The sequence below is a fragment of the Protofrankia sp. Cr2 genome (assembly GCF_963555885.1).
Classification (GTDB): domain Bacteria; phylum Actinomycetota; class Actinomycetes; order Frankiales; family Frankiaceae; genus Protofrankia.
Genome location: NZ_CAUVXG010000016.1, coordinates 27318 through 39902 on the forward strand (window position 1 = coordinate 27318; position 12585 = coordinate 39902).

At 67.7% G+C, this 12585-nt stretch carries 9 protein-coding genes and 2 pseudogenes; 7 read left to right on the plus strand and 4 right to left on the minus strand.

The annotated features are described in order from the left end of the window. Positions 1 to 425: pseudogene (locus U9978_RS10015) on the minus strand (haloacid dehalogenase); the annotation flags it as partial. Between the two features lie 267 nt (positions 426 to 692). On the opposite strand from U9978_RS10015, the gene U9978_RS10020 reads away from it, so the two are divergent. The 6 genes from U9978_RS10020 to U9978_RS10045 all read left to right on the plus strand — a co-directional run bounded on the left by U9978_RS10020 (position 693) and on the right by U9978_RS10045 (position 9252). Next, positions 693 to 1628, plus strand: a complete 936-nt coding sequence (locus U9978_RS10020) for an ABC transporter permease (RefSeq protein ID WP_416210914.1) — start codon at positions 693 to 695, stop codon at positions 1626 to 1628. A 33-nt stretch (positions 1629 to 1661) separates the two neighbouring features. Further along, positions 1662 to 3017 carry an ABC transporter ATP-binding protein gene (locus U9978_RS10025; RefSeq protein ID WP_322760807.1) on the plus strand — a complete coding sequence of 452 codons (1356 nt, stop codon included), beginning with the start codon at positions 1662 to 1664 and terminating at the stop codon, positions 3015 to 3017. After that, a complete protein-coding gene (locus tag U9978_RS10030; protein ID WP_322760808.1) occupies positions 3014 to 4459 on the plus strand; it encodes a glycosyltransferase family 2 protein in 1446 nt (481 codons plus the stop codon). Before U9978_RS10025 ends, U9978_RS10030 begins: the two co-directional genes overlap by 4 nt. Positions 4460 to 4653: 194 nt before the next feature. Then, positions 4654 to 6264 (plus strand): glycosyltransferase family 4 protein, encoded by a 1611-nt coding sequence (locus U9978_RS10035; protein ID WP_322760854.1) that lies wholly within the window; start codon positions 4654 to 4656, stop codon positions 6262 to 6264. Between the two features lie 92 nt (positions 6265 to 6356). Then, a complete protein-coding gene (locus U9978_RS10040) occupies positions 6357 to 7460 on the plus strand; it encodes a glycosyltransferase family 1 protein (RefSeq protein WP_322760809.1) in 1104 nt (367 codons plus the stop codon). Positions 7461 to 7518: 58 nt separating this feature from the next. Then, positions 7519 to 9252: a hypothetical protein gene (locus U9978_RS10045; protein WP_322760810.1), complete on the plus strand. Its 1734-nt coding sequence runs from the start codon at positions 7519 to 7521 to the stop codon at positions 9250 to 9252. A gap of 543 nt (positions 9253 to 9795) precedes the next feature. Here the strand turns inward: U9978_RS10045 and U9978_RS10050 are convergent. The 3 genes from U9978_RS10050 to rfbD all read right to left on the minus strand — a co-directional run bounded on the left by U9978_RS10050 (position 9796) and on the right by rfbD (position 11503). After that, positions 9796 to 9978 carry a hypothetical protein gene (locus U9978_RS10050; RefSeq protein WP_322760811.1) on the minus strand — a complete coding sequence of 61 codons (183 nt, stop codon included), beginning with the start codon at positions 9976 to 9978 and terminating at the stop codon, positions 9796 to 9798. 435 nt (positions 9979 to 10413) lie between these two features. Further along, positions 10414 to 10671 carry a class I tRNA ligase family protein gene (locus tag U9978_RS24010; protein WP_416210915.1) on the minus strand — a complete coding sequence of 86 codons (258 nt, stop codon included), beginning with the start codon at positions 10669 to 10671 and terminating at the stop codon, positions 10414 to 10416. Continuing rightward, the gene (rfbD, locus tag U9978_RS10055; RefSeq protein ID WP_322760812.1) at positions 10628 to 11503 is read right to left on the minus strand and encodes a dTDP-4-dehydrorhamnose reductase; all 876 of its coding nucleotides are present in this window, start codon (positions 11501 to 11503) and stop codon (positions 10628 to 10630) included. Before rfbD ends, U9978_RS24010 begins: the two co-directional genes overlap by 44 nt. A 271-nt stretch (positions 11504 to 11774) precedes the next feature. Here rfbD and U9978_RS10060 point away from each other — a divergent pair. Continuing rightward, positions 11775 to 12585: pseudogene (locus U9978_RS10060) on the plus strand (hypothetical protein); the annotation flags it as partial.

Consider the following 12585-nt stretch of genomic DNA (forward strand, 5'->3'; position numbering starts at 1 on the left):
GGCCGGCCGAGTTTGGTGATCGTGAGTTCGGCGAGCTCGGCGACGGCGAGGTCGGCGCGGCAGACATCGCGCTCGAGGGTGACCTCCATGGCGATCAGATCGTCGATGTCACCGCTGCCGGGGATGGCGGGCATGAGCGCCGACCAGATCTCGTCGAGGCGTGCCTCCAAGGTGCCCCGCAGTGACTTCGCGTGTTGGCGCGCCCGGTTCTCGGCATGCACCCGGAGCTGGGCGAACTGCCCCGCGGTCACCGTCGGCGGCAGCAGGCCGGCCGTTGCCAGGCGCCGTCCGAGCAGCAGGAAGGCATGAGTGGGTTCGGGAACCAGCCGAAACAGCAACGTATCGAATACGTCCAGGGTGAGGACCTCTGCACCCCCGGACTCCAACTGCGACCAGACCTCACGAATCCGGACGTCGGTGAACACGGGCGTCCTCCACCGGCGGCCATCACAGCCACCTCCGACGGGCCGGCTGATGCCCGGATGATCCTCGGACGGCGGCCGGCCGGAGCTGAATGAACGGGCCGATACTATGGATCGGCTCTGGAGCTGCGGTCACCGGAGTGCCCTACCTGCGAACGCGTCGCTTCGGTATACCTGGTGCGATACCTTGCGCGGCCCGTACGGTAGGTCGTTTTCGGTGTACCGGTACCGATTTTGCCACATCTCGATGCGGCTCACGGAAGGCTGTTGGTGTCGAACCTGATTGACGAGCGGTCCGCACCCGCGATCCAGTCCGACGGCGAGCACCGTGGTCCGCAAGGGGCCGACGGGCCGGAGTCGCGGATGCTCGCGCGCCGTAGCCGCGCCCAGACCCGGGTACGCTGGGAACTGCTGCGGAACCTGATCCGCAAGGACCTCAAGGTCAAATACAAGGGCTCGACCCTCGGTTTCGCCTGGTCGCTGGCGAATCCGCTGCTTCTGCTGGCCGTGTACACCCTCGTCTTCCAAGTGATCATGAGCGCCGGGGTCCCCCGATTCGGGGTGTACCTGATGTCCGGTCTGCTGATCTGGAACGCCTTCTCGGCGAGCGTGTCATCGGCATCAGGCAGCGTGGTCTTCAACGCGAACCTCGTGAAGAAGGTCCGGTTTCCGCTGCCGGTACTGCCGCTTTCGGCGGTCGGGTTCGCCCTCGTCCACTTCGTGCTGCAGCTGACCGTGCTCTTCGTGGTGGTCGTGGCGCTGGGTTACGGCTTCTTCGGCTTCCAGCTACTCCTGCTCCTGCCCGCATTCGCGATAGCGATGATCTTCACTGTCGGCCTGTCGATGCTCGTGTCGGGCCTCAACGTGCGCTACCGCGATACCGAGCACCTGCTGGAGGTGGCCCTGCTCGCGTGGTTCTGGCTCAACCCGATCGTCTATCCCGTCGGGCTCATCCGCAAGCTACTGAACGAGTGGACGTGGATCTACTTCCTCAATCCGATGGCGACGGTGGTGGCAACCTTCCAGCGAGCGATCTACAAGGGGCCAGCGGTGAACCCGGCCACCGGAGCGGGCATCCTGGCCGACCCCGGCTATCGCTTCTACCTTGAGCACCTTGCCATCGCAGGCGTGATGTCGCTGGGCCTGCTCTGGCTGGGAGTGCATGTGTTCCGCAGGATGCAGGCCGACTTCGCAGAAAATCTCTAGCCAGCCGAGGCATACAGAAGGACGGACGACAACGTGTCAGCGCAGCAGTCACCGGCGCAACCGGCCGTCCTCGGGGCGTCGGGGGACACCGCGGCGACAGCCGCACCAGCGGGCGCAGCGGCGACAGCCGCACCAGCGACAGCCGCATCGCCGAACACCACGGCGGGCCCGACATCGGACACCGCCACATCGACGGCGGGCCTGCCCGGGGCGGATGCCCCGATCGTGATCCAGGCGACCGGGGTGGGTAAGAAATTCGTCTCCTACCACCGGCGGGCGACGAGCCTGAAGGAACTGTTCGTGCGTCGCGGGCACGCCCATGGGGACGACTTCTGGGCGCTGCGCGACATCGACGTGCAGATCGGGCGCGGCCAGACCGTGGGCCTGGCCGGGGCGAACGGCTCGGGCAAGTCCACCTTGTTGAAGGTACTGGCCGGAATCCTGCGCCCAACCCAGGGTCATGTGTCGGTCAGCGGGCGGATCGCGTCCCTCCTGGAGCTCGGAGCCGGCTTCAACGGCGAGCTCACCGGCCGGGACAACGTCTACCTCAACGCCTCCCTGCTGGGGCTGCCCCGCCGCGAGATCGACCGAATGTTCGACTCGATCGTCGACTTCGCCGAACTCCCCCACAAGATCGACGACGAGGTCAAGCACTACTCGTCCGGCCAGTATGTCCGGCTCGGGTTCGCGGTGGCCGTCCATGTCGATCCGGACGTGCTACTCGTCGACGAGGTGCTCGCGGTCGGGGACGAGGCATTCCAGAAGAAGTGTCTGGCAAAGATCGACGCCTTTCGGGCCGAAGGCCGCACGATCCTGTTCGTCACCCACTCGTTGGATCTGATCGAGAGCATGTGCGACCGGATTCTGGTCCTTGAATCCGGATCAATGATTTTCGACGGCGCGCCGGCCGTCGGCACCCGGCTACTGCGGCAACGGTTGGGTAGCCTGCCCTCGGACGGTCCGGTGCCCCACGAGTTCGCCGTTGCCCGGCCCACGTCGGTGACCTTCAGCCGGGACCCGCAGGGGCCGCCGCAGGTCCAGTTCAGCCCCGGCGAGAGGCTTACCGTCAGCATCACCCTGGACGTCACCGAACAGGCGCCGGAACGGCTCTACCTGCATGTCTATGCCCTGGGCCCGAGCGAACTGCCGGTCTGGCTGATGGAGACGCCTTCGGGCGGTGTGCCGACCGTCGGCGGCACCCTCACGGTGGACTTCACCGTGCCCAGCCTCCCCGAGCTACTCGGCGCGTTCGCGATCAGCGTGCATGTCTCCGACGCCGCGACCGGAACCGAGATCACCAAGCGGAGGTTCGAGGACCTGTTCGGGATCAGCGGATCGCAGACCGGCGGCCTACTCAAGATCGATTATGAAACGGGAACCCGCCCATGAGCACCCAGGAAGGCGGCCCCGCGCCGCTGGCGACCGTTGTGATCGTCAACTGGAACGGTGCGCACCTGCTGCCCGCCTGCCTGGACGCGATCGCCAAGCAGGTCAGCGACTTCACCTTCGAGACATGGGTGGTCGACAACGCGTCCATGGACTCGTCCAGGACGCTGCTGGCCGAACGGTACCCATGGGTCCGGATGGTCCCGTCCGAGGTGAACCTCGGCTTCGCCGGCGGCAACAACCTGGCGCTGCGGATGGTCACCACCCCCTACGCCGTCCTGCTCAACAATGATGCAGTCCCCGAACCGGACTGGTTGGCAAACCTGTTGGCCCCGTTCGCAGCCGACCGGTCCGGCGGCGAGCAGCCCAGCGCGGTCACCGGCAGGCCCAGCGCGATCACCGAAAAGCTCGGTGCGGTCACCGGAAAGGTGGTATTCCTCCCCCGCTTCCTGCGACTGCGGCTGTCGACCACGACCTTCACACCAGGTGCGCACGACTCCCGCGCACTCGGCGTCCGGATCTCATCGGTGACCGTCAACGACCGGGAGATCCTGCATGAGGTGCTGTGGGAAAAGCTGACCTTCGGTGCTGAAGGCGGTTCATCCGCACCGTTCTTCTGGACCCGCGGTGACGGCGAGCTCGCCGTCCCGGTGCCCGAGGGCGGCCCGGTCACCATCGGCTTCACCTGGTCCGGCGAGGCGCCGAAGTCGGTTACACTGAGCTGGGATGCCATCGCCAACAGCGACGCCGGCGGTGACACCGGCGGCGGCAGCAGTACCCTCGCCGCCGGCGCCGAACCGTCCACCGTGGAACTGACCGTCCCCGATGGCGTGGCCCGCGTCGATGTGATCAACAATGTCGGTGGGATCGTGCTACGGGACGGCTACGGCGCCGACCGCGGCTACCAGCAGATCGACACCGGACAGTTCGCCGGGTCCGAGGATGTGTTCACCGCCTGCGGGAACGGCATGGCCATCCGCACGGCGCTCGGGCGGGAACTCGGTTGGTTCGACGACGACTTCTTCCTCTACTACGAGGACACCGACCTGTCCTGGCGCATCCGCTCCCATGGGTACACAATTCGCTACGTTCCGACCGCGGTCCTGCGGCACGTGCACTCCGCGTCCAGCGTCGAGTGGTCACCGCTGTTCGTCTTCCATACCGACCGTAACCGGCTGCTGATGCTCACCAAGAATGCGAGCACCGGGCTCGCCCTGGCCGCGGTCGGCCGTTATCCGCTCACGACCGCATCGATGGCCATCCGCGCGATACGGCAGGCATGGGCCGTCCGTGGCCGGCCCGCGCTGCGCCCGACCGTGCTGCGGCTGAAGGTCATGGCGTCCTACCTGCGGCTGCTGCCGGTGATGCTCGGACGGCGCCGCGCGCTGGCACGCACCGCGTCGGTAGGCCACCGTGAGCTGGAGATCTGGCTGGCGCAGCGATGACTACGCAACCAGTGCCCACCCAACGAGCGACCACACCGCCGGCCATAACAGCGATCACACAGCCGGCTGCAGAACAGGCCCAGAACAGGCGGCCTGACCCGCGCGAAAGCCGGTATCCGAGCACCGGGCACAGAGGTGGGCAGGGGTCGGCCAGCGGAGTGCGGGCCGCCGTTTACAACCGGTTCTGGCACTCCATGGGCGGTGGCGAACGCCACAACGGGATGATCGCCCAGGTGCTTGCCGCCGAAGGCGCCCAGGTGGACATCCTCGGCCATGCCGAGGTCGACCTGGCGGCCATCGGTGATCATCTAGGACTCGACCTCGCCGGCTGCCGCTACCGCCTGCTGCCTGACCGGGGTGACGACGCGATCGCCGAACTCAGCGCCGAGTACGACCTGTTCGTCAACGGTTCGTACATGAGCCGGCTGGTCCCTCGCTCAACTCATGCGGCACACCTGTGCTTCTTCCCGACACCTGCCGATCACGACGCGCCGGGGTGGCGCAAGGCCGCCATCCGCGCGTGCGGCCCGCTGCTGCGCGGCGTTCGTCCGACCGTCGGATACGGCACGGGTTGGTACCCACCGGAAGGGGGGCGTCGCAGACAGTGGATCTGGACGAACGGTACGGGGGTCCTCGCGGTTTCGGCAGGCGGCGAACGGGAGCTACGCGCTGACATCGGCCGTCCCGGGGCTACCGACGCGGTGCGGCTGCACGTCCAGGACGCCGACGGGCAGACCCTTGCCTCCGTTGAGGTCGGCGGGTCGTTCCGGACGGTCGCGGTGCCGTTGCCCGCATCGTCCGCCGGCTGTGAGCTGACGCTGGTCAGTGACACGTTCACACCTGCTTCCACCAACACGGGCACGGGCCCACCCGCGCCGGCGGGCGCCGCTGCGCCGGCGGGCACCGCTGCGCCGGAAGGCACCGCTGCGCCGGAAGGCACCGGGTCCCGGGATCTGCGTCAACTCGGCGTGGCGGTCAGCAGACCGCGGGTGACCGACCAACACGACGGTGCCCGGGCCCGACTCGCGTTGCGTTTCCCCTGGCTGCTGGCCAACCCGCGCGATCTGGACTATCTCTCGTCATACGACGTGGTGATGGCGAATTCCGCCTACACCCAGGGCTGGATCCACCGCCTGTGGCGCGTGGACGCGGACGTCCTCTACCCGCCCATCCAGGTGGAGCGCCTTACTCCGGCCACTACTCGGGAGCGCGCGGTGCTCACGGTCGGGCGCCTGTTCGCGCCCGGTCTCGGGCACGCCAAGCGCCAGCTGGAAATGGTCGAGTGGTTCGGTGAGCTCTACCACTCCGGCGCGCTACCGGATTGGCGGATGCATGTCGTCGGCGGATGCGAGGAGTCCCAGCTGCCATACCTGGAGAAGATTCGGGAGATCGCCCGTGACCTGCCGGTCGACATCCATCCGAACGCGCCACGCCACGAGGTCGAGCGGCTGCTGTCCACCTGCTCGGTCTTCTGGTCCGCAACGGGATACGGCGAGGACAACGATCGCCGGCCATGGACGGCCGAGCACTTCGGGATGACCACGGTCGAGGCGATGGCCGGGGGCTGTGTGCCGGTGGTGATCGACCGCGCCGGCCAGCGGGAGATCGTCCGCCACGGACTCGACGGCCTGCGCTGGACGTCCCCCGCGCAGTTAGCCTCGTTCACCAGACGCCTGGCAACCGAGGACGGCATGCGGGCACGGCTGGCTGCGAGCGCCGTTGCCCGTGCCCAGGAATTCTCCGACGCGGCATTCGCCGATCGCTGGCGGGAGATCGCCACCCGTCACCGGCTGTATGCCCCCTGAACCAGGCAGTGCCGAGCCGGGCGCTGCCGAGCCGGGCTCCCCTGGGCCGGGCCCCTGACCTGGCAAGGCCGAGACGGAAAGGATCACGGTTGATGCGGGTCATCCTGGACGGCACTCCGTTACTCGGCACGCCCACGGGAGTCGGCCGCTACACGGCCCAACTGCTCGCCGAGCTGCCCACGCTGCCCGGTCTGGACGTGGCCGCAACAGCGTTCACCTGGCGTGGGCTGGCGAACTTCGCTCCCGCATTACCGCCAGGTGTACGCCCGGCCGCGCGCCGGATTCCGGCCCGGATCGTGCACGAGGCCTGGGCCCGCACCGAACTACCGAAGCTCGAGTGGCTGACCGGGCCAGTCGACGTGGTGCACGCCACAAACTTCGTGCTGCCGCCACCGCGGCGGGCCCGCGGCGTCCTCACCATCCACGATCTGGCCTATCTGAAGCTGACCGGTACGGTCTCCACGGCTTCGGCCCGCTACCGGGATCTGGTCCCGCGTGGCCTGCGCCGCGCCGCCGCTGTGATCACACCCAGCCAGGCGATCGCCACCGAGGTCATCGACACCTACCGGCTGAACCCGGCAATGGTGACCGTGACGCCACTGGGCGTGGACGCCGCATGGTTCACCGCCTCGCCGCCATCGCGACGCTGGCTCACCGCCCACGGCCTGCCCGCCCGATACCTGCTTTTCGTCGGTACGGTCGAACCGCGCAAGAACCTTCCGACCCTGCTGGAGGCGGTCCGCGGCCTGCACTCCGAGGTCAGCGACGCCCCACCGCTGGTCCTGGTCGGACCCGCCGGGTGGGGACCCACTCTCGATCTCGCCGGGCTGCCGGGGGGAACCGTCGTCAGCGCCGGCTATGTTCGGACGGACGAACTTCGGCGTCTGGTCGCCGGGGCCAGCGCTCTGTGCTTCCCATCGTTCTACGAGGGGTTCGGCCTACCGCCGCTGGAGGCGCTGGCGGCCGGAACCCCAGTGGTGGCAGCTGACATCCCAGCGGTCCGGGAGGTCGTCGGCCCGATGTCGGGCAACGCCGTGCGGCTGGTTCCACCGACCGAGGCCGATGCGTTCACCGACGCCCTGATCGGCGTGCTCAAGGACGACGTGGACCCCGGGCCGGGACGCGCCTACGCCCGGACCTTCACCTGGCGACGCACGGCCGAACGCACCGCCGCCGTCTATCACTCGATCGCCTGACCCCGCGTCACCCGGCTCCGGTCGAAGGGTGACGTCACGGCGGTCGGGTGCAGACCTGGTGGCATGCGCCACGCTCGTCGGACTCGACGTCGCGGTCACCGTCGCCTTATGGCCGACCCTGGTCCGGCCGCTCTGGTACGACGAGGCATGGCGCGCCTATCACATCAGCGTCGGCGCAGGCTGGTTCGAAACCCTCAGGACGGCGAACGCGCCGCTGTCATTCGGCTGGTTCACGGTCGAGAAGCTGGCGGTCACGATTGGCGGCAACACCGAAGGAGTCCTGCGGCTGCCACAGATCGTCGCGTTGATCGCGCTGTCGCTGTTCACCTATGCGCTGGGCCGGTGGTGGCTCTCACGGCCCGCGGCCACGATCGTCGCCGGACTGCTGACCGTCAACGGCGGGCTGCTCGTCTATGGAATGCAGCTGAAGTCCTACCTGCCGGAGGCCACCTGCGCGGTGGCCACGCTGTACCTGTGGCTGCGGGCGCGCCGTGCGGTGAACACCGGTAGCTCGCCCTGGCGGGCGCAGCTGGGCATGGCGGGATGCGTGGTTATGAGCGTTACGTCCCTGTTCGTCCTTGCTCCCCTGCTGGTATTGGATGTGCTGGACGCACTGGACGCCCGCCGGGTGGTGCGCGCCGGCCGGGTGGTGTATTCACGGCGTCCGGCCGTCCTGCGCCTGGTCGGATCGGTGCTGGTCTGCGCCACCGGGGCCGTGCATCTCGCGGTGTTCGTCCTGCCGCAGAGCTACCTGGCCGCGAATCCCTACTGGCGGAACTTCTTCATCACCCGGAACAACGCGGTCGGCCAGCTACGCACGGCCGGGTGGGAGCTACCTCGCAACGCGTTCACGGCGGCGATGACCCGTCCGGACGGGCAGTTCGGCTCGCCCTTCACCGGTTCGCCGCTGTTGGCCGACCCCGACCACCGACTCCACGTCTGCGTGGTCGCGGGGGCACTGCTGTGCTGGGCGGTCGGCAGCTATGTCGCGGCGCGTGACCGGGCCGGCCGGGCGTTGCTGGTCGCGCTCGGCGGAACGCTGCTGCTGATCGTGCTGGCCTCGGCACGAGGACAGTGGCCGGTCGGATTCGTGCGGGCCAACCTGTTCTTCTTACCGTTGCTGTACGTGGTTGCCGGTATCGGCGCATCGGCTCTGGTCGGGCTCGCCCGAGCGCGAATCGGACAAGCGCGGATCAGACGACTCTGGCGGATCCGACGGTCAGTCCCGGTGATTCCCACAGTGATCCCCATGGTGGCTGCCCCGCTGGCGGTCATTGTGGCCGCAGCCGTGGCCCTCACGGCGGTAAGCACCCAGCGGATCTTCCAGATCCGGGCCAGTGCGCATGGCCCCCTACTACTCGGGGACATGCGGGAGCTGGTCGCCACCGCCGAGCGGACCGCCCGGCCGGGCGACATCCAGATCGTGATCCCCGGCCGGTGGGATGAAAGGCAGTGGTACAAGGCACAGCAGTACTACGTGTCGTACTACGACGGTTACCAGACGTCCGCTATGCCACGGCTGGCGATCGCCGAGGTGAACACCCTGGTCCTACCGCCACTGGGTTGGAACACCTCGATACCGCCGTTCCTCGCCGCGCGTCCGGACGCCGGTGCGCTGTACCTGATCACATACAACCTGGTCTTCCCGGAGAGCCTTCACAGCCTTGACAGCATGCTCGCCACGCTCGGCTGGTGCCCGGACGACTCCGGCCGGCGGTCCTGGCCGTTGACCGGCCAGCTCACCCGCTTCATCCACTGCCCGCCGTCCGCAACCGCAACCGCAACGAGATAACTGAAGATCAACATACGTATCCCAGCCGTGGGCAGCAATGAGTTGCCAGATTCAGGAAGTTGCCTACACTTGGCAAGTGTATAAATTTGGCAAGTAGCTGCCGGGAGAGTCATGTCTTTTCTTGATTATCGGCAACTGCTCTCCGGCGGCGTCGATCGCCTCCGAGCGCTACTCCCGAAGGAGTGGAAGGTTGACGTGATCGGAGTCCCTGCCGGCGCGGAACCCGACGCGAGTGGCGTTTAACCTGTTTGCTTCTCCGCCAGTGCCTCCGTTGTGTCTTTTTTGATCTTTCCGACGGGGTGGTGTTGGGCGGGGTGGCGGTTGCGTGACCCCGCTGGCCGGTCGGCCTCACTCCGGGGATGGGCAACACTGGAGTGAGGGCGTCTCCGTCCAGGTCATGGCGATGCCCGCCGAGTTCGGAACCAAGATCATATGATCAGCGCGACATGCCACCTTCAGATCATGAAACCGAGTGAACAAACGGTCGCTATTGCAGCCGTTTTCGTACTCAATTTGTTGATCGATGAGTGTCTCCCTGACGGTTCACCCGACGGAATCCGGCGAGGGCGGCCGCCGCGGTAGCGGATGTGGGGGCCGGCGGGTGGCCGCGGGGATGGGTAGCCGCTGTGGCAGCGACGCCTTGGTGGGTAGCCGGTCCAGCACGAGTGGATGGTTGACGTCCATTTTCCGCCCGAAAACCGGCGCCTCCTGACGTCTTTCTTCCACTCGTCGCACCAAAGGGAATACGGATCAAGGAGTGGGGTTGGGGTGGATGCGTCGCGAGGTACGAGGAGGTCCAGGTAGCGGTGTTCTACTTAGAGCGCTCGGTACAGCAGATCCTGCGGGACGGGAACGTCGCCTACCTTGACCGGCAACGGCCGGATGCCTGCCGAGGGAGAAGCCATCCTCGAGCACATGTCACGCACCGAGAAGCAGTGGCGCGCACCCACCCTTGATGACCTCACCGCCAGGTACTTCCGGGGCCAGAAGCCGCCCGGCGTACAGTCCTCCTCACTTGGGCCGTAAACGGAAAAGAACAGGAAGGGCGTGAGCGCGGTCGTGATCCCGGAGATCGCCTGGATGGAGACGGCCAGGCTCCGCCCGGCCCGGTCGGGATCGACCGGGCGGTCTTCCACGGCTCCTCGCGGTAGAGGTAGGCGTTCACCTCACCGGAGATGTCCATGGCGGCGCGCAGTGCCGCCCGCAGTTCCACGCGTTCGTTTCCAGCCACGCCAGCAGATCGTCGGCAAGCGCAGACAACCGCAGGAAGAAATGTGTGATGGCCCGCTTCTGCGGGACCGCGCCGATGATCTTACTGCGTGGATCGAGCAGAATGTCCGGGTCCAGAGTGCGCCCGCAGTCGGTAGCGCCCGGCCTACGGCGCAGGGGTGATCTGGGGGAAGGCTGCGGCCAACGCATCGCGCCACGGACGCAGCGGCGTCAGGCCCGCGTCGCTCCACGAACGGGACGACAGCACCGAATAGGCCGGGCGCGGAGCCGGCCGGGGGAACGCGTCGGTCGTCGTCGGCGTGACCTTTGCCGGGTCCATCCCCAGCTCGGCGACGATCGCCTGAGCGAATCCGTACCAGGTCGTGTCGCCACCGCCGGTGCAGTGGTAGATCCCCGGCCTGGCCCCCGATGCCGCGAGCTCGATCAGCCCGGCGGCGAGGTCCACCGCCCAGGTGGGTGACCCGTGCTGGTCGTCGACCACCGACAGGGTGTCGCGCTCCGCCGCGAGCTTGGCGATCGTCCGGACGAAGTTGCGCCCGGACGCGCCGTACACCCAGGCGGTGCGCACGACGTAGGCGGACGGACACAGCGCGAGCACGGCCTGCTCGCCGGCGAGTTTGGTCCGCCCGTACGCCGAACGCGGCGCGGTGGGGGCATCGGCCTCGTAGGGCTTGTCCGCCGTGCCGTCGAAGACATAGTCGGTGGAGACGTGCACCAGGGTTGCGCCGACCTCGGCACAGGCTGCGGCCAGCTGCGCCGGAGCGGCGGCATTGGCGGCATAAGCGCCCGTCTCGTCGGACTCGGCACCGTCGACGTTCGTCCAGGCCGCGGTGTTGACCACCACGAGACCGCCCTGGACCTTCGCGGGCCGAGCCTGGTCCGCGACGACCGCCCGTACCCGGGCAGCATCGGTGACGTCGAACTCGGCGCGGGTGAAACCCGCCCAGGCAAGGACCCGCTCATCACACTCCAGCTGCCGGCAGAGGTCCACGCCGAGCTGACCGCCGGCTCCCGTCACCATCACGCGCACCAGATAAGTGTGGCAGACATCGCCGGATGATCATACACGGCCCGTTCCCTCACCCACCGTGGATGAAATGACCATACAGCAATCAGTTGATTACACAAAGTATCAGCCGTGCGCCCAGGATTGAGATTGCCCCGCGACGCCGCGTCCCTATTGCCGGTCGCTCTTAAGCGCTGGGCGCGGCTGGCCAACCAGGTCTGGCCGTCACCGTCGTCCGGAGAAGGCAGCGATCAGACCCCCGGCGCCCCGGCGAGCACCCGACGACGTGCTGACCCGCGCCCGGTCCCGTCCACCGCGGGGGGTCATCCTGCTGACAGCGCTGCACCTCACGCTGCTGGTGACCTATTCGTTCACATATCCGACCTGGACCGGTTACGACGAGGCCCAACACGTCGACATGGTCTACGGGCTGCTCCATGGCGGTGGATGGCCGGCGCCGGGCGACCGGATCATGGCGAAGGGGGTCGCCGCCACCTCGGACGACTTCGATCGCGGCCGGTACGCCGGGATGTTCCAGTCGGGTCGCAGATCCCCCGATGATCCACCATTCGCCGCGATCACGCCGATGCCCCGCGGCCGGCGCCTGTCCTTTGACGCGCTTGGCGGTCCCGAGCCGGTCACGGACGGTCGACTGTCCAACCAGATGGTTCAGCACCCGCCGGTGACCTATGCGGTCGGGGCGGTATTGCTGGCGGCTCTGCCGGGATCGTCGAGATGGGCATATGACCGGCAGGTCTGGGTGCTGCGCCTGCTCAACATCAGCTTTGTCGCTCCACTGCCCCTGCTCGCCTGGGCGGCCGCACGCCGGTTCGGGCTCTGCCAGCCGTTGGCACAGGCAGCCGCGGCAGTGCCGCTCGCCGTTCCCGGCCTGACCCGGGTCGGCGCCACGTTCAACAACGACGGACTACTGATGTTCTCGGTCGGTGGGCTGACAGTACTGATCGCCGGCGTACTGGCGGGCGACATGCGACAGCGGACGGCGATGGGGATCGCCCTGTCACTCACCGTTGCACTGCTCACCAAGGCGCTGGCTCTACCGCTGATGCTGATGGTCGCGATCGCCTATCCGGTCGGCT